General features: G+C 40.9%; 20 protein-coding genes. All 20 read left to right on the top strand.

Annotated features, from left to right (window positions below; genetic code table 11):
- The first annotated feature begins 20 nt into the window (after positions 1 to 20).
- The 20 genes from sigE (at position 21) to NSQ52_RS07615 (ending at position 16,862) form a co-directional block, all read left to right on the top strand.
- Positions 21 to 740 carry an RNA polymerase sporulation sigma factor SigE gene (gene sigE, locus NSQ52_RS07520; protein WP_007499746.1) on the top strand — a complete coding sequence of 240 codons (720 nt, stop codon included), beginning with the start codon at positions 21 to 23 and terminating at the stop codon, positions 738 to 740.
- 143 nt (positions 741 to 883) lie between these two features.
- Positions 884 to 1,663: an RNA polymerase sporulation sigma factor SigG gene (gene sigG / locus NSQ52_RS07525; protein WP_003211879.1), complete on the top strand. Its 780-nt coding sequence runs from the start codon at positions 884 to 886 to the stop codon at positions 1,661 to 1,663.
- A 150-nt stretch (positions 1,664 to 1,813) separates the two neighbouring features.
- Positions 1,814 to 2,752: a sugar-binding transcriptional regulator gene (locus NSQ52_RS07530; protein ID WP_024720314.1), complete on the top strand. Its 939-nt coding sequence runs from the start codon at positions 1,814 to 1,816 to the stop codon at positions 2,750 to 2,752.
- A gap of 243 nt (positions 2,753 to 2,995) precedes the next feature.
- A complete protein-coding gene (locus NSQ52_RS07535) occupies positions 2,996 to 4,240 on the top strand; it encodes an SAF domain-containing protein (protein ID WP_007499740.1) in 1,245 nt (414 codons plus the stop codon).
- 12 nt (positions 4,241 to 4,252) lie between these two features.
- Positions 4,253 to 4,684 (top strand): transcriptional regulator GutM, encoded by a 432-nt coding sequence (locus NSQ52_RS07540; RefSeq protein ID WP_008354650.1) that lies wholly within the window; start codon positions 4,253 to 4,255, stop codon positions 4,682 to 4,684.
- 17 nt (positions 4,685 to 4,701) lie between these two features.
- Positions 4,702 to 5,232 carry a PTS glucitol/sorbitol transporter subunit IIC gene (locus tag NSQ52_RS07545; protein ID WP_003210918.1) on the top strand — a complete coding sequence of 177 codons (531 nt, stop codon included), beginning with the start codon at positions 4,702 to 4,704 and terminating at the stop codon, positions 5,230 to 5,232.
- 13 nt (positions 5,233 to 5,245) lie between these two features.
- Positions 5,246 to 6,256, top strand: coding sequence for a PTS glucitol/sorbitol transporter subunit IIB (locus NSQ52_RS07550; RefSeq protein ID WP_024720315.1), 1,011 nt, complete (start codon positions 5,246 to 5,248; stop codon positions 6,254 to 6,256).
- A gap of 26 nt (positions 6,257 to 6,282) precedes the next feature.
- The gene (locus tag NSQ52_RS07555; protein ID WP_007499733.1) at positions 6,283 to 6,639 is read left to right on the top strand and encodes a PTS glucitol/sorbitol transporter subunit IIA; all 357 of its coding nucleotides are present in this window, start codon (positions 6,283 to 6,285) and stop codon (positions 6,637 to 6,639) included.
- A gap of 128 nt (positions 6,640 to 6,767) precedes the next feature.
- Complete coding sequence (locus NSQ52_RS07560; protein ID WP_019743283.1) at positions 6,768 to 7,544, top strand: ABC transporter ATP-binding protein; 777 nt, start codon at positions 6,768 to 6,770, stop codon at positions 7,542 to 7,544.
- A 79-nt stretch (positions 7,545 to 7,623) separates the two neighbouring features.
- A complete protein-coding gene (locus tag NSQ52_RS07565; RefSeq protein WP_008344958.1) occupies positions 7,624 to 7,860 on the top strand; it encodes a YlmC/YmxH family sporulation protein in 237 nt (78 codons plus the stop codon).
- A gap of 212 nt (positions 7,861 to 8,072) precedes the next feature.
- Positions 8,073 to 8,936: a peptidoglycan editing factor PgeF gene (gene pgeF, locus NSQ52_RS07570; protein ID WP_342474035.1), complete on the top strand. Its 864-nt coding sequence runs from the start codon at positions 8,073 to 8,075 to the stop codon at positions 8,934 to 8,936.
- A 6-nt stretch (positions 8,937 to 8,942) separates the two neighbouring features.
- Positions 8,943 to 9,632 carry a YggS family pyridoxal phosphate-dependent enzyme gene (locus NSQ52_RS07575; RefSeq protein WP_026050091.1) on the top strand — a complete coding sequence of 230 codons (690 nt, stop codon included), beginning with the start codon at positions 8,943 to 8,945 and terminating at the stop codon, positions 9,630 to 9,632.
- Position 9,633: 1 nt separating this feature from the next.
- A complete protein-coding gene (sepF, locus tag NSQ52_RS07580) occupies positions 9,634 to 10,092 on the top strand; it encodes a cell division protein SepF (protein WP_017359354.1) in 459 nt (152 codons plus the stop codon).
- A 3-nt stretch (positions 10,093 to 10,095) separates the two neighbouring features.
- The gene (locus tag NSQ52_RS07585; protein ID WP_255290858.1) at positions 10,096 to 10,380 is read left to right on the top strand and encodes a YggT family protein; all 285 of its coding nucleotides are present in this window, start codon (positions 10,096 to 10,098) and stop codon (positions 10,378 to 10,380) included.
- Between the two features lie 54 nt (positions 10,381 to 10,434).
- A complete protein-coding gene (locus tag NSQ52_RS07590) occupies positions 10,435 to 11,211 on the top strand; it encodes an RNA-binding protein (protein ID WP_135008929.1) in 777 nt (258 codons plus the stop codon).
- A 26-nt stretch (positions 11,212 to 11,237) separates the two neighbouring features.
- On the top strand, positions 11,238 to 11,732 hold the full coding sequence (locus tag NSQ52_RS07595) for a DivIVA domain-containing protein (protein ID WP_008344947.1): 495 nt from the start codon (positions 11,238 to 11,240) through the stop codon (positions 11,730 to 11,732).
- Positions 11,733 to 12,088: 356 nt separating this feature from the next.
- On the top strand, positions 12,089 to 14,854 hold the full coding sequence (ileS, locus tag NSQ52_RS07600; protein WP_135008928.1) for an isoleucine--tRNA ligase: 2,766 nt from the start codon (positions 12,089 to 12,091) through the stop codon (positions 14,852 to 14,854).
- 160 nt (positions 14,855 to 15,014) lie between these two features.
- Positions 15,015 to 15,389 carry a hypothetical protein gene (locus NSQ52_RS07605; protein WP_008344944.1) on the top strand — a complete coding sequence of 125 codons (375 nt, stop codon included), beginning with the start codon at positions 15,015 to 15,017 and terminating at the stop codon, positions 15,387 to 15,389.
- Between the two features lie 94 nt (positions 15,390 to 15,483).
- The gene (gene lspA / locus NSQ52_RS07610) at positions 15,484 to 15,951 is read left to right on the top strand and encodes a signal peptidase II (RefSeq protein WP_008344942.1); all 468 of its coding nucleotides are present in this window, start codon (positions 15,484 to 15,486) and stop codon (positions 15,949 to 15,951) included.
- The gene (locus tag NSQ52_RS07615) at positions 15,948 to 16,862 is read left to right on the top strand and encodes an RluA family pseudouridine synthase (RefSeq protein ID WP_024720321.1); all 915 of its coding nucleotides are present in this window, start codon (positions 15,948 to 15,950) and stop codon (positions 16,860 to 16,862) included. The genes lspA and NSQ52_RS07615 overlap by 4 nt, the downstream gene beginning before the upstream one ends.
- The last annotated feature ends 7 nt before the right edge of the window (positions 16,863 to 16,869 follow it).

Raw genomic sequence — 16,869 nt, forward strand, 5'->3', positions numbered from 1 at the left:
CATTTAGAAGGGAGAAGAAGATGAAAAAATTAAAATTTAAACTCACTTACTACTGGTATAAACTCCTCATGAAGCTAGGGCTAAAGAGTGATGAGATTTATTATATTGGTGGAAGTGAGGCACTGCCTCCGCCATTATCAAAGGATGAAGAACAAGAATTGCTCGTTAAATTACCTAAAGGGGATCAAACAGCAAGAGCCATTTTGATCGAAAGAAACTTGCGATTGGTCGTTTATATCGCAAGAAAATTTGAAAACACAGGCATTAATATTGAGGATTTGATTAGTATCGGAACGATAGGCCTCATAAAGGCAGTAAATACGTTTAATCCAGAAAAAAAGATCAAACTGGCCACATATGCGTCTAGATGTATTGAAAATGAGATTTTGATGTATTTGCGCCGAAATAATAAAATCCGTTCAGAAGTATCGTTTGATGAGCCGCTTAACATTGACTGGGACGGCAATGAATTGCTTTTATCAGATGTACTTGGGACAGATGATGATATTATCACCCGCGATATTGAAGCAAATGTCGATAAAAAATTACTGAAAAAAGCGTTAGAACAATTAAACGATCGTGAAAAACAGATCATGGAACTGAGATTCGGTTTAGTTGGCGGTGAAGAAAAGACACAAAAAGATGTTGCCGACATGCTTGGTATTTCTCAGTCCTATATTTCAAGGCTCGAAAAAAGAATTATTAAACGATTGCAAAAAGAATTTAATAAGATGGTCTAAAAAAATTTTTTTGAAAGCTTTATCCCTGTACTGTCAAAGGGATCACCATTTTTTCACATATTTCTCGTCATAGACCGTGCATATTTTTCCATCCCACGGAGATACTGAACTTTGTACAACAGCTCCTGTAGGGAGGGAAAAAAGTGTCCAGAAATAAAGTGGAAATCTGCGGAGTCGACACCTCCAAACTGCCTGTTCTGAAAAACGACGAGATGAGAAAATTATTCAGACAGCTGCAAGATGAAGGTGACGATACAGCAAGAGAAAAGCTAGTCAATGGCAATTTGCGGTTGGTTTTAAGTGTGATTCAGCGTTTTAACAACAGAGGCGAGTATGTTGATGATCTCTTCCAAGTAGGCTGTATCGGATTAATGAAATCAATTGATAATTTTGATTTAAGCCACAATGTCAGATTTTCAACTTATGCGGTCCCTATGATCATAGGAGAAATCCGTCGATACTTGCGCGATAACAACCCTATCCGGGTGTCTCGTTCACTAAGAGATATTGCCTATAAGGCGCTTCAAGTCCGTGAGAGACTGATTAGTGAGACAAGCAAGGAACCAACGGCAGAAGACATTGCCAAAGTGTTAGAAGTCCCTCATGAGGAAATTGTTTTTGCCCTAGATGCCATTCAAGATCCTGTTTCTTTGTTTGAACCGATTTATAATGACGGAGGAGATCCGATTTATGTGATGGATCAAATTAGTGATGAACGGAACAAAGATACACAATGGGTAGAAGAATTGGCCTTAAAAGAGGGAATGCGCAGATTGAATGATCGAGAAAAAATGATTCTTCGTAAACGCTTCTTCCAAGGCAAAACACAAATGGAAGTGGCAGAAGAAATCGGCATTTCTCAAGCACAAGTATCAAGGCTTGAAAAAGCAGCAATCAAACAAATGAATAAAAATATTTTTTAAAGCCGCCGCTAATGTGCGGCTTTTTTCATTCTTTTTAGAGAACCCATCTGTAGTATTGACTCTGTTATTTTTTTCATTTAATCTGTTTTTAACAAATGTTATTTAAAATATCATTTGTGAGGGAATAGAGAAGCGGAAAGAAGGGTTATTATGACATTCCATGATGAAAGAAGGCTGCTCATTAAGGTTGCGCATATGTACTATGAAGAAGGCGCCACTCAATCTAAAATTGCAGAAGCTGTTGGGGTTAGCCGTTCGCTCATATCGAAATATTTGGCAAAAGCACGTGAAGCAGGAATCGTGGAAATCATTATTCATGATGAAGTAAATCAACAATATGGTTCGTTAGAAAGAAAAATAGAGCGGAAATACGGGCTGCGAGAAGTCGTGTGTGTGGAATCTCTCAGTCAAGAAACAACAAAAAGTCGAATAGGAGCTGCGGCTGCGGGCTTTTTATTAAAAGTCATGAAGGATGGACAAGTCATCGGTTTTTCATCAGGGACAACCTTGCATGAAATGGCGAAAGCGCTTACGTCTGTTCAGCATTTTCCATCTGTGACATTTGTTCCGCTTGTCGGAGGCGTCGGAAATGAAGATGTTGATATTCATGCCAACTATATTATTGGAAGATGCTCAGAAGCACTCAAATCCAAATGTGAGTTTTTACATGTGCCTGTTATGCTTGATACGAAAGAAGCGAAAGATGTACTCATTAGACAGCCGTCGATCAAAAAAGTCATTGAATTAGGAGAATCATCAAATATCGCGGTCGTAGGAATAGGCGGGGTTCCGCAACATTCAACGATGGTGAAATCCTATATGACAAGTGGTGAGGAAGATATCCTGCAAGCGAAAGATGTTGCGGGCGACATTTGTTATAACTTTATTGATCATAAAGGTGAAGTGTATCCGCATCCGTGGAACGACCGGGTGATGGGGATCAGTCCTCTAAAACTGAAAGAGATCCCTCTTGTGATTGGTGTCGCTGGAGGAGAAGAGAAAATTGAAGCGATCAGGGCAGCGTTAGAAGGTGGATTAATTCATGTGTTAATTACAGATGAACAAACCGGAGATGCCCTATTAAAGTAACTACCTAAGCCGATTAGGTAGTTTTTTTGAGTCTTTAGACTCAAAAAGATTGAGAATTTTATCGATTTTATCTTGACACAAAGTTGACACATCATATAAACTAAGTTCATAACAAATGATAAATAAAATAACAAATGTTACAGTAAACAGATTTTTGTTAATTTTTATAACATTTGTTAAAAGTTTCAGATTATTTTTCTAGCAATCTATTGTGAAGCAAGAAAACCTGAAAGGATGATTTAGATGTCAATTTATCAACAATTGTTAGCACGAGAACGCAGCGGAGATCCAATCAAAGTTGGGATTATCGGGGCAGGCCAAATGGGGTTTGGACTCATTTCACAAATTTCTAAAATTCCAGGCATGATTGTTGCAGGTGTTTGTGATATTCATCTTAGTGCAGCTGAGAAAGCAGCGAATTTTTACAAGCAACATGCGAAACCACATCAAATGGTCGTCACAAATGATTACAGAGAAGTGATTCAATCAGATTCTGTGGAAGTCGTTGTGGATGCAACAGGTGTTCCAGAGGTCGGAGCAAACATTTCTTTGGAAGCGCTTAATTCAAAAAAACATCTCGTTCTTTTAAATGTAGAAGTCGATATTACGATCGGCTTGGTCATGCATAAGTTATTCACGAATGCAGGACTTGTTTACTCTGGATCAGCTGGAGATGAACCAGCAGCAACGCTAGAACTATACGAATTTGCAAAAACAATGGGGCTTGAAGTATTGGTTGCTGGGAAAGGTAAGAACAACCCATTCTTCCCAGAAGCAAACCCAGATACGTGTAAAGCTGAAGCAGATAGTAAACATATGAGTGCCCACATGCTAGCAGCATTCCAAGACGGAACAAAAACGATGGCAGAAATGAACCTATTAAGTAATGCAACAGGACTTTTGCCTGATAAAGTCGGCATGCATGGAGTAGAAGCGAATTTAGAAAATGTAGCAGATAAATTAAATCAAAAACAGCAAGGCGGCGTACTGGATAACTTCGGAGTCGTTGAATATGTAAACGGACTGGCACCAGGTGTCTTTGTCATCGTCAAGAGTGATCTTGAGCCAGTAGATGAAGAACTTCGCTACTTAAAAGTTGGAAAAGGTCCTCACTACACACTGTATCGTCCTTTCCACTTAGCAAGTCTTGAAACACCAGTGACGATCGCAAAAGCAGTCTTACAACACGATTCTTCAATCCATCCAATTGGTGTACCAGTATCAGAAACTGTCGCTGTGGCGAAAAGAGATATTAAAGCAGGAGAAACACTTGATGGTATTGGCGGATACTCCGTAAGAGGTGTACTTGAAACACATCAAGACATGAAAGCGAACGGCCACATCCCAATTGGCTTAATCAGCGGAAAAGTGGTAGCGAAAAAAGATATCAAATTGGGGCAATTCCTATCTCATGATGATGTAGAACTTGATGCAAGCACAACGGTCTGGAAGCTGCGTTCATTACAAGATCACTTATTTCAATCATAAGGACGTGAGGCTATGGAAAAATTAGCAATCGTACTTTGTATCATTTTGATTGTGCAGTATGGTTTATCGTTTATTCAAATCAAGTACTACCGCAAGAGCATGGATTCACTGATTGACGACTATAAAGGGAAACAAGGCTATCACTTGTTTTCAGGAATGGAGCGGCGCAAATTTGGTCCTGGAGCCATTGCGCTCATCATTGTCGATGAATCATACATCATTCAAAAGTGTCATGTGCTGGGTGGCGTCTCGATTTTGTCTAAATTTAAGGAACTGCCTTCCTATGAAGGAAAACATGTGGGGGCTGTGCTTGATGAGCATCACATGATGAAACAAACATTGAAAAAGCGCAAAAGGGGACCAGCTGTCATGCAAGCACTCTCCATGGCAGCGGAGCAGGCGCTTGTCTCGATTTCTAAAAAAAATATAACAAATGTGAACTAAGAAAGGGGAGATGAAACATGGAATGGATTCAATGGTTTGGAGAGCACTTTATCGGGATGTTTGAAGCCGGCGGAAAGCAGTTCATGGGTCTTGTGACAGGTATCGTTCCAACTCTTGTTGTGTTACTTACTTTCACTTATGCTGTCATGAAGTTTATTGGAGAAGAGCGAGTGAATAGAGCGATTCAGTTTGCAGCGAAATATACCATTTTGCGCTATACGTTAATGCCGATCTTATCCGTTCTTATTTTGACAAACCCAATGGCTTATACGTTTGGCCGCTTCTTACCTGAAAAACAAAAACCAGCATTCTATGATTCAGCTGTTTCATTTGTTCATCCGGTGACATCGCTGTTCCCGTATGCCAACGCAGGAGAACTGTTTGTCTACTTAGGAATTGCGAACGGGATTAAAGAAGCTGGATACTCTATGTCAGAGCTGGCTGTTCGTTACTTCTTAGTCGGGATCGTTGTCATTTTACTTCGCGGAATCATTACGGAATGGATCACAAAGTACTTAGCAGGAAAAATGAAAGCGAATTCACAATAGGGGAGGGTTAGACATGACAAACCACAAAGTATTTGTTGCAAAAGGTGCTGGCGGATGGGGAAAAGGATTAGAGCTCGAACCAACCGGTAAAAGAAGAAAGGTCGTTTCCATTACAGGAGGAGGCATTCACCCAGTTGCACGTAAAATTGCAGAAATGACAGGGACAGAAGCATGTGATGGCTTTAAAAATTCTATACCAGAAGATGAAATGATGTGTGTTGTCATTGACTGCGGAGGAACAGCGCGAATTGGGCTTTATCCAATGAAACGCATTCCTACTGTCGATGTGCTGGCATCCTCTCCTTCTGGACCGCTTGCAAAACACATTACAGAGGATATCTTCGTATCAGGTGTCACAGAAAAAGATATTTCCTTTGCTGAAGCATCTGATAGTGAAGGGAATGTAGAAGGTCAAGAAAGCAGCGGCCCAATTGACAAAGAGAATTTCAAAGAAACCTATTCAAAACTGAAAGAGGAAAATATCGAGCGTCAAGAAAAAGGGAATTTCCTCATGAGATTCTCAAGAGGAATCGGAAAAGTAACCGGCACATTCTATCAAGCTGGTCGTGATTCTGTTGATATGCTCCTTAAAAACATTATTCCATTCATGGCCTTTGTCAGTATGTTAATTGGAATTATCAATTATACAAAAATCGGTGATCTGATTGCCCATTTCCTTTCACCTTTGGCAGGATCTTTATGGGGGCTCTTACTGCTCGTTGTTGTCTGTACCTTACCGTTCCTATCGCCTGTCTTAGGACCTGGGGCAGTCATCGCACAAGTCATCGGTGTACTGATTGGTAGTCAAATTGCACTAGGAAACATTCCGCCTCAATTTGCTCTTCCAGCACTGTTTGCAATCAACGGTCAAGTAGGGTGTGACTTTATCCCGGTTGGGCTATCACTTGGTGAAGCGAAGCCGGAAACGGTACAATATGGGGTACCAGCTGTTTTGTATAGCCGTCTCATTACAGGCGTTCTATCTGTTGTGATCGCATACGTTGCTAGCTTCGGTATGTATTAAACGTATTAAAGGAGGAATCGAGATACATGGTAACACAATCTGTCGTAAAAGAAATTGGGATATTAGTCCCGCAGTTTAAAGAAGATAAGCTGATTGTTTTATTTGGACCAGCAGCGCCGCAGGAATTAAGAGATATGTCTGTCATTCATGAGTTTGAACACTTAGAAGAAGAGCCGCTGAAATTAGGCGGAACGATTCAAGTGGGCGACCAAACTTATACCATTACTGCTTTAGGCAATAAAGCAAATGACAACTTTAAGGAACTCGGCCATATTTCGATCTACTTCCAAGAGCCGTTTGATGATGTATTACCGGGAGCTGTCTTTGCATCCCCACATACGTTTCCTGATATTAAAGAAGGCGTACGAATTGAAATTTCGTAACCATGGAAAAAAGCTGTTCCTTATAGGGAGCAGCTTTTTTGCGTTAGGTTTACTGATTGAAACATTTGCGATATGCTGTAGACGTTATTATTTGTATATTCAGAATTTTTATTCAGGGGGAAAAGATCGTGTCGCTTGACTTGAAGGATGTTTCTTTAAAACGAAATGGAAAATGGCTGCTTCGTTCTATTGACTGGCAGGTGAAAAACCAGGAACACTGGGTGCTTTATGGTTTAAATGGTGCTGGGAAAACGGCTTTATTAAATATGCTTTGCTCATATTATTTTCCAACGTCAGGTGAGATGACGGTGTTAGGCCATGTGTTTGGCAAGGAAGCGCTTGGTGAAAAACTAAGGAAGAAAATTGGTCTCATCTCTGCTGGTCTTGAAAAGAAGCTGCACAGAGATGACAATGCATTTGAAATTGTTTTGAGCGGGGCATTTGCTTCCATCGGACTTTATGAAACACCGACAGATGAGATAAGAGAGAAGGCGATTGATTTATTAAAAACATTTGGCTCGTTTCAATATGCCAATCGCACGTATGAAACCCTGTCGCAAGGAGAGAAACAAAAAGTGCTCATCGCAAGAGCTTTAATGAATGATCCGAAGCTCCTAATATTAGATGAACCTGTGACGGGTCTTGATTTTTTAGCAAGAGAACAGGTGCTAGAGACGATCTCATTGATTGCATCAAAACCAGATGCGCCCACATTGCTCTATACGACCCACCATGCAGAAGAGATTCTCCCGATTTTTCAGCACACCTTATTATTAAAAGAAGGTACTGTTTTTCATAAAGGGGAGACAAAGCAGATGATGACAAGTGACTTGCTTTCTTCCTTTTTTGAATGTCCAGTCGAAGTCATGTGGCAAAACGGCCGCCCTCACTTAAGTAAATTGTAGATAAGAGAAACTATTGGTCTGCTTCCCTGCTTTTCCATCATACATATTATAGTAGAAAACGAAAGGCGGGGAAGGACAGATGATCAGTATTTCTGAATTCCAAATCAAAGATGTCGTCGATGTGTCCAGCGGAAAAAAATTAGGTACTATTGGAGACATCGATATCAATGTCACGAGCGGTAAAATACAAGCGATTATCATTGGCGGTACAGGTAAAATGATGGGATTTTTCGGAAAAGAAGAGGAAATGATTGTCCCGTGGCGAAATATAGTAAAAATTGGCGAAGATGTGATACTTGTCCGTTTGTCTTCTTAATTTGTGTAAATTCCTCAACTAATAGATCAAATTTTCCTTAAAACAAGCTCTCCATTCTCAGCAATCAATGTCTTTTTCGGGTAAAAAGATTACGTTTTCATATCAATTTGAAAAAAAACCTGTAGAAAGGGCACATTTGAGTGTAATATTTAATGAATCCCACTAACTGTCTTAGCAGGTCTTGTGGTAAAATAGGAGCGATATAAAGAGAGATGAATGAAAGGTGGGAGGCAGCTTTGATAGACAAATATGACCCCTTTCAGCAGAAATCACCTTATGCAATGCTGATTCATGATTGGACGAACATGACATGTTCTGGAAAAGAGATATTGGCCGGTTTTACGACAAAAAATGGCGGCTTTAGTCTTTATCCATATCAATCAATGAACACTGGACTCCATGTAGGAGATGATGCTTCTAGTGTCCAAATGAATCGTCAAGTCATTGCAGATGCTACTGCTGTGCCGCTCTCTAATTGGGTGTTTGCTGACCAAACACACGAGGATCGCATCATGAAAGTCACGAAGGAACAAAAGGGAAGAGGAAGTCTTCAGTATGATGAAGCGCTCTCTAGAACAGATGGTTTATACACCTCTGAACCAAACATCATGCTCGCTCTTTGTTTCGCTGACTGTGTTCCGCTTTATTTTCTAGCGCCGCAATCTGGGCTGATTGGAACGGCTCATGCCGGCTGGAAAGGAACCGTCAAACAAATTGGCGCCAACATGGTTGATGCATGGGTTCGCCAAGAAGGCGCTGATGCCGATCATATACAAGTCGTCATTGGACCATCCATTGGCAGCTGCTGCTACATAGTAGATGATGTTGTCATAGATCAAGTGAAACAGCTTCCTTTTTCAACAGAGGATGTGTATTCCGAGATGTCACAAGGACAATACAAAATTGACTTAAAAACACTAAACAAAAACGTATTACTTCATGCAGGATTAAAAGAAGAAAACATACATGTCAGTTCGATGTGCACAAGTTGCAATGAGCAACATTTCTTCTCACACCGGCGTGATCAAGGGAAAACAGGACGTATGATGTCTTTTGTCGGGTTTAAGGAGGCATAAGTGCAATTGAATGTACGAGAGAATCTCAGACAAATAAATGAACAAATAAACGAAGCATGTAAAAGAGCAGGTAGACATCCAGACGATGTATCGGTTGTCGCTGTCACAAAGTATGTCTCGATTGAACGAGCATTAGAAGCCAAGGATGCCGGAATTTTGCACTTTGGTGAAAATCGTGACCAAGGGTTACTTGAAAAACAGGCAGCCATAACCGATGAAAACATTAGCTGGCACTTCATCGGCAGTTTACAGACGCGAAAAGTGAAATCTGTCATTCAGACCATTGACTACTTACATTCGCTAGACAGAATGTCTCTTGCGAATGAAATTGAAAAAAGAGCGGATCACACGGTTCGCTGTTTTGTACAGGTGAACACTTCACTTGAGGAGTCAAAACACGGCTTACAAAGCGAAGACGTGATTCCATTTGTCAAACAGCTGGCTGATTTCAAACATATTGAAATTGCTGGACTCATGACGATGGCTCCATTTACAGATGATCACACGGTGATACGAAACTGTTTTAAAACATTAAAAAGCCTTCAACAAGAGGTAAAACAACTGAACCAAGTAAATGCACCTTGTCAGCATTTATCGATGGGCATGTCAAACGATTTTGAAATTGCAATTGAAGAAGGTGCGACATTTGTTCGGATTGGCTCTTCACTTGTTGGAAATGAAACAGGAGGTGCGTGACATGAGCATAAAAAATAAGTTTAAAAGCTTCTTCACACTCGATGATGAAGAGTATGAGTACGAATATATTGATGAAGAAAGAGAACCAGCACAAGAAGAAAAAAACACAAAAGATAAAGCGGCATTTCAAGAGCGTCCTCAGGCAGGAAAACAAAATGTCGTCAGCTTGCAAAGCGTGCAAAAATCCTCTAAAGTGGTGTTAAGTGAGCCACGTGTTTATGCAGAGGCTCAAGAGATTGCAGATCATATTAAAAATCGGCGTGCAGTCGTCGTCAATTTGCAGCGCATTCAGCACGATCAAGCAAAGCGAATCATCGACTTCTTAAGCGGAACGGTTTATGCAATCGGTGGAGACATTCAGCGTATTGGCTCGAATATATTCCTCTGCACTCCTGATAATGTGGATGTATCTGGCACAATATCAGAGCTATTGACAGAGGAAGAACCTCAGAGGTGGTAAATCATAGTTATTCTAAATTTCATTTTTAATATTTTGGGTACGGTATTAACGATTTACTCATTCGCGATCATTATTTACATCTTTATGTCATGGGTGCCATCTGCAAGAGAAACAGCGATTGGCCGCTTCTTGACAAACATTTGCGAACCGTATTTAGAACCATTCCGTAAAATTATTCCGCCAATTGGCATGATTGACATCTCGCCGATTGTGGCATTGCTTGTGATTCGTTTCGCATCATCGTATGGACTAACTGGTCTTTATAATATGATTGTACGATTCATGTAAACAGGCTGCCGGGCTTGGCATCTGCCAGGCTCTTTTACATAAAAGGGGAACAAAATGAGCGATATTTATCAACATTTTAGAAAAGACGAACAGCCATTTGTCGACCAAGTATTAGGCTGGAAAAACATCGCACTCGAACAATATCGAATGAAATTAACAGACTTTCTTGATCCGCGTGAGCAGTTCATTACCCAGTCCGTGATTCAGCATTCTGATGAACTGGGTCTCATGTTTTTTGGCGGGTATGAGGAAGCAGAGCGGAAAAGGGCTTTGATCTATCCTGACTATTTAGCACCGACCATACAGGATTTTGAACTGACTTATTTTCAGGTGAACTATGCGAAAAAGTTTATTTCGATAGAACACCCCAACCTTCTCGGTTCGCTCATTGGGACAGGCCTGAAGCGTCAAAAATTCGGTGATTTGTTGTTTTCAGAGGACAGCGTGCAATTTATTTGTACAAGCGATGTTGCCGATTTTGTTCGGGCTCAGCTGACGCATGTCGGCAGAGCATCTGTTTCATTAGAGGAAATCAGCAAGGCAGATCTTCAGCCAGTCATCAGCAAAACCGATATCAAAGAAGATACGATTTCTTCACTGCGGCTTGACGCTGTATGTGCTGCTGTCAGCCGTCAGTCTCGGCAAAAAGCACAGCTTTTGGTCAAAAATGGTCTTGTCAAAGTAAACTGGAAAGTCACTGAAGACCCTTCCTTTACAATTGGTGAAGGTGATCAGCTCTCTGTCAGGGGATTTGGCCGCTTTAGCTTAAAAACAATTGATGGGAAGACGAAAAAAGATAAATTCAAAGTAACATTTGAGCTTCTGACATAACGAATTTGAATCTGGAGGTGGCAAGAGTGCCATTAACACCTAATGATATTCATAATAAAACGTTCACAAAAAGTTTTCGCGGCTATGACGAAGATGAAGTAAATGAGTTTTTAAGCCAAGTACGTAAAGATTACGAGATCGTACTTCGCAAAAAGAACGAGCTTGAAGACAAAGTCAACGAGCTTGATGAAAGACTAGGCCATTTTGCAACAATTGAAGAAACATTAAACAAATCCATTCTTGTGGCGCAAGAAGCAGCAGAAGACGTGAAGCGTCATTCTGATAAAGAAGCGAAATTGATCATTCGTGAAGCTGAGAAAAATGCAGACCGTATTATCAACGAAGCGTTATCAAAATCAAGAAAGATTGCAATGGAAATCGAAGAGCTCAAGAAACAGTCGAAAGTCTTTAGAACTCGTTTCCAAATGCTCATCGAAGCTCAGCTTGATCTTCTGAAAAATGATGATTGGGATCATTTGCTGGAATATGAAGTTGACGCTGTCTTTGACGAAAAAGAATAAGCGCATCACCTTGACATGACGTGCTCATGTTGCATATAATACCATCATAAATTAACAAGAGATAAACGTTTGAAAGGGACACTCGCAGCGGTTACATGCGTAATAAAGCGAATCAGGGACGGTGGAAGCCTGACATTACGAAACGCTGCAATGAGATCACCCCTTTAGTTCCTTTTCTGAAATGAATGAGTAAGAAAAGGCGTCAGATCACGTTACGATTTTAGAGTGGATAAGCGGCAATTTCAAAGCGCTTGTCTAAAAGGGTGGTACCGCGAGACAAGCCTTCTCGTCCCTTATGGGATGAGAGGGCTTTTTTTATTGTTTTTTAATACGAATTTGCATGTGGAGGAATAGGTATGAACTACAAAGACACCTTATTAATGCCAAAAACAGAATTCCCGATGAGAGGGAACTTGCCGAACAAAGAGCCTGAAATCCAAGAGGAGTGGGCAGAAAAAGACATCTATCAAATGGTTTTAGAGCGGACAAAAGGACGCCCGACCTTTATTTTGCATGATGGACCTCCATATGCGAATGGTGACATTCATATGGGGCACGCACTCAATAAAATCCTCAAAGATTTTATTGTCCGTTTTAAATCAATGAATGGATTCCATGCACCGTACGTACCGGGCTGGGATACACATGGCTTACCGATTGAAACAGCCCTTACGAAAAATAAAAAAGTCAAACGCAAAGAAATGTCGACAGCAGAATTCCGTAAACTATGTGAGGAGTATGCATGGAAACAAATCGAAGGTCAGCGCAATCAGTTTAAACGTTTGGGCGTAAGAGCAGACTGGGATAATCCATATGTGACATTGAAGCCTGAATACGAAGCGCAGCAAATTCTTGTCTTTGGTGAAATGGCGAAAAGAGGCTATATTTACAAAGGTCTTAAGCCAGTTAACTGGTCTCCATCAAGTGAATCAGCACTTGCTGAAGCAGAAATTGAATACAAGGACAAACGTTCACCATCGATTTACGTATCATTTAAAGTGAAAGATGGCAAAGGCGTACTTGAAAACGGCGAGCAGTTCATCATCTGGACAACAACACCTTGGACACTTCCTGCAAACCTTGGCATTTGTGTACATCCAAACCTAGAGTACAGTGTGCTTCAAGTGGGTGCTGAGCGATATGTCATCGCATCTGAGCTAGTTGAACAAGTGGCAAAAACACTTGGCTTTGAAGAGTACGAAGTTGTGAAAACCTTAAAAGGTAAAGAATTAGATAAGGTCGTTGCAGCACATCCAATTTACGATAGAGATTCTCTTGTGATGCTTGGCGATCACGTCACAACAGATGCAGGAACAGGCTGTGTTCACACAGCGCCAGGTCACGGGGAAGATGACTTTATCGTAAGTATGAAGTACGGTCTTGATGTGTTATGTCCAGTAGATGAAAAAGGTGTGATGACAGAAGAAGCACCTGGTTTTGAAGGACTATTCTACGAGGATGCCAATAAAGCCATCACAGAACAGCTTGAAGCAAAAGGCGCATTGAAAAAGCTCGACTTTATCACGCACTCCTATCCGCATGACTGGAGAACGAAAAAACCAACAATTTATCGTGCAACTGCTCAGTGGTTTGCTTCCATTAAAGATTTCAGAGAAGCGCTATTAGATAATATTAAAGAAACGAAATGGGTTCCAGCTTGGGGCGAAACGCGCCTGTTCAATATGGTGCGTGACAGAGGTGACTGGTGCATTTCAAGACAGCGTGTATGGGGCGTTCCAATCCCAGTCTTCTATGCTGAAAATGGTGAGCCAATCATCACAGATGAAACGATTCAGCACGTCTCTCAATTATTTAGAGAACATGGCTCGAATATTTGGTTTGAAAAAGAAGCAAAAGAATTATTGCCTGAAGGCTTTACACATCCAGGCAGCCCGAACGGTGAATTTACAAAAGAGCAAGATATCATGGATGTATGGTTTGATTCTGGTTCTTCTCACCAAGCGGTATTAGAAGAACGAGATGACCTGGTTCGTCCGGCAGACCTTTACCTTGAAGGTTCTGATCAATATCGCGGCTGGTTTAACTCATCTTTATCTACAGCAGTTGCAGTCACTGGAAAAGCGCCATATAAAGGTGTTCTCAGCCATGGCTTTACGCTTGATAAAGAAGGACGCAAGATGAGTAAATCATTAGGAAATACGATTGATCCGACGAAAGTAGCGAAGCAGCTTGGTGCGGAGATTCTTAGACTTTGGGTATCTTCTGTCAACTATCAAGCCGATCATCCAGTGTCTGACGACATTTTAAAACAAGTCGCAGAAGTTTATCGTAAAATCCGTAACACGTTCCGCTTCTTGCATGGTAACCTGTTTGACTTTGATCCAGCAGTCAATGCAGTACCAGTCGAAGAGCTTCGCGAAGTGGATCAATATATCTTAATCAAATTAAACAAATTGATTGATAAAGTGAAAAAAGCTTATGATGATTACGAATTTGCGGTTGTCTATCATGCCATCCACAATTTCTGTACGATTGAGCTTAGCTCTTTCTATCTCGATTTTGCAAAAGATGTGGTATACATTGAGCATGCGGATCATCCAGACCGCCGCAGCATGCAAACGGTTTTCTATGAAACATTAATGGCGTTAGTGAAGCTCACAGCACCAATTCTTCCGCATACAGCAGATGAACTATGGAGCCACTTAAGCTTTGTTGAAGAGCCAAGTGTTCAGTTAACAGATATGCCAGAAGGTGTAGCTGTTCCTCAAGCAGAAGCGACAGAAGTGAAGTTTGACCGCTTTATGGAAGTACGTGACGATGTGCTAAAAGCGCTGGAAATTGCGCGTAATGAGAAAGTCATCGGACGTTCACTTGAAGCGAGTGTGACCGTTTATGCAACAGAGGAAGTGAAAAACCTTCTTGCATCCATTAAAGAAGATGTGAAGCAGCTCTTTATCATTTCTGAGTTAACAGTAGAAGATGAGAAGCATGCAGACGCATCAGCGCCTGAATACACATCAGGACGTATTGTTGTTCAAAAAGCAGAAGGCGAACTGTGCGAACGCTCCCGCATTATTTCAAAAGATGTTGGCGCAAATCCAAAATACCCAACATTGTCGCTCAAAAATGCTGAAATCGTGGAGAAATATTACCAGAATTAACAGCGTGATATCACCAACTAGCGCCCCGCATATAGCGGGGCGTTTTTGATATAGAGAAAATGACAGCGTTTAGAACGAAAGGAAAAATCTTATGGCTTTAAAGTGAACAGGCGGGGCAACAATATGATTATTACGACAGGGCAGGAGTTGAAACAGCGACATGAATGGCGATCTAGAGACGATTTACATGGAACTCCTTCAAATGAGAGAAGAACTGCAATCGAAACTGTTTGAATATGCATCATTGCGTTCACCCGCTGAACATGTCACGTTCGATCAAGCAAAAACGACCACGCTTCTTTATCACATCAAAGAAGAACTGCAAGATGTTTCGCTCGCGATTGCAAAAATTGAACAAGGAACTTATGGCATATGTGAGGCGACAGGGCATACAATGCCCATTGAACAAATGAGTATTCTTCCGACAGCTCGTACGACTGACGACTTTTTATATCATAAGCAATACGAGAAAAAAGCATTCACCCCTTATCCTTATGAATCAAACGATTCTCATTTTGAAGCCTTCCACATGTAGGGAGGTTTTTGTCTGTCAACTAAAGTTTCTTTACTCCTTCCTGTTTTCTTGATAAAATGCATAAAGACCAAAGTATGAAGATGGAGGAACGTGTGTGTTCTATTACATAATCGCATTCGTGATAATTTGTTTAGATCAATTAACAAAATGGCTCATTGTCAAACATATGATGCTCGGTGATTCTATTCCTGTGATTGATGGCTTCTTTTACATCACATCCCACCGAAATTCAGGAGCCGCATGGGGGATTCTCCAAGGACAAATGTGGTTTTTCTATGTGATCACACTCGTTGTTATTGCAGGAATTGTTTATTATTTGCAAAAACATGGACAAAAGGACAAGCTACTTGGCGTAGCGCTTGCCTTAATGCTTGGCGGAGCGATTGGAAACTTTATTGACCGTATTTTCCGTCAAGAAGTGGTTGATTTTGCTCATTTCGTATTTGGGGATTATCATTATCCAATCTTTAATATCGCAGATTCCTCTCTATGTGTGGGGGTCATTCTGCTCTTTATTCAAATGCTGTTAGATGGAAAGAAAAATAAGGAGTCAACTACATGAATCAAGTAAACATTGCCGTTTCAGAAGAACAAACGAGTGAACGGCTTGATAAATTTTTAAGCACAACTGAACCAGAATGGTCAAGAACCCAAGTCCAGCAGTGGGTGAAAGATGGTCTCATCGAAGTAAATGGAAAACAAGTGAAGGCCAATTATAAAGTACAAGCTGGAGATCAAATCAAAGTAGAGATTCCAGATCCAGAAGCACTAGATGTAGAAGCGGAATCAATGGATCTTGATATTTATTATGAGGATGAAGATGTACTAGTGGTCAATAAACCAAGAGGAATGGTCGTTCATCCAGCACCAGGACATGTGACAGGTACTCTTGTCAATGGCCTCATGGCTCATTGCAATGATTTGTCAGGCATTAATGGTGTGATGAGACCAGGAATTGTCCACCGGATTGATAAAGATACTTCAGGGCTTTTAATGGTCGCAAAAAATGATATGGCGCATGAATCACTCGTCAATCAGCTGGTGGCGAAAACGGTCACTAGAAAATACACAGCCGTTGTTCATGGCATCATTCAGCATGATACTGGAACGATTGATGCACCAATTGGTCGAGACAAAAAAGATCGCCAAAGCATGACGGTCACAAAAGAAAATGCAAAGCAGGCAGTCACTCATTTTGATGTGATGGAGCGCTTTAAAGACTTTACCGTTGTAGAATGCCGCCTTGAAACAGGAAGAACCCACCAAATTCGTGTTCATATGAAATACATTGGTTATCCTCTTGCCGGAGATCCAAAATATGGCCCGAGAAAAACCGTTGATTTCAATGGACAACTGCTGCATGCAGGCGTGTTAGGATTTGATCACCCTAGAACAGGAGAATATATGGAGTTTACAGCTCCAATTCCAGCTGATATGCAAGCTTTTATCGATTCATTAAGAAATAACGATTGACAGGCCG

Origin of the sequence: Bacillus sp. FSL W8-1141 (assembly GCF_038593205.1) — a bacterium.
Classification (GTDB): domain Bacteria; phylum Bacillota; class Bacilli; order Bacillales; family Bacillaceae; genus Bacillus; species Bacillus altitudinis.

What these genes read in the sequence shown, in the direction of transcription:
- sigE (WP_007499746.1), top strand. Translation starts at nt 21, where the DNA reads ATGAAAAAATTAAAATTTAAACTCACTTACTACTGGTATAAACTCCTC.
- NSQ52_RS07530 (WP_024720314.1), top strand. Translation starts at nt 1,814, where the DNA reads ATGACATTCCATGATGAAAGAAGGCTGCTCATTAAGGTTGCGCATATG.
- NSQ52_RS07535 (WP_007499740.1), top strand. Translation starts at nt 2,996, where the DNA reads ATGTCAATTTATCAACAATTGTTAGCACGAGAACGCAGCGGAGATCCA.
- NSQ52_RS07540 (WP_008354650.1), top strand. Translation starts at nt 4,253, where the DNA reads ATGGAAAAATTAGCAATCGTACTTTGTATCATTTTGATTGTGCAGTAT.
- NSQ52_RS07545 (WP_003210918.1), top strand. Translation starts at nt 4,702, where the DNA reads ATGGAATGGATTCAATGGTTTGGAGAGCACTTTATCGGGATGTTTGAA.
- NSQ52_RS07550 (WP_024720315.1), top strand. Translation starts at nt 5,246, where the DNA reads ATGACAAACCACAAAGTATTTGTTGCAAAAGGTGCTGGCGGATGGGGA.
- NSQ52_RS07555 (WP_007499733.1), top strand. Translation starts at nt 6,283, where the DNA reads ATGGTAACACAATCTGTCGTAAAAGAAATTGGGATATTAGTCCCGCAG.
- NSQ52_RS07565 (WP_008344958.1), top strand. Translation starts at nt 7,624, where the DNA reads ATGATCAGTATTTCTGAATTCCAAATCAAAGATGTCGTCGATGTGTCC.
- pgeF (WP_342474035.1), top strand. Translation starts at nt 8,073, where the DNA reads ATGAATGAAAGGTGGGAGGCAGCTTTGATAGACAAATATGACCCCTTT.
- sepF (WP_017359354.1), top strand. Translation starts at nt 9,634, where the DNA reads ATGAGCATAAAAAATAAGTTTAAAAGCTTCTTCACACTCGATGATGAA.
- NSQ52_RS07590 (WP_135008929.1), top strand. Translation starts at nt 10,435, where the DNA reads ATGAGCGATATTTATCAACATTTTAGAAAAGACGAACAGCCATTTGTC.
- ileS (WP_135008928.1), top strand. Translation starts at nt 12,089, where the DNA reads ATGAACTACAAAGACACCTTATTAATGCCAAAAACAGAATTCCCGATG.
- NSQ52_RS07605 (WP_008344944.1), top strand. Translation starts at nt 15,015, where the DNA reads ATGAATGGCGATCTAGAGACGATTTACATGGAACTCCTTCAAATGAGA.
- NSQ52_RS07615 (WP_024720321.1), top strand. Translation starts at nt 15,948, where the DNA reads ATGAATCAAGTAAACATTGCCGTTTCAGAAGAACAAACGAGTGAACGG.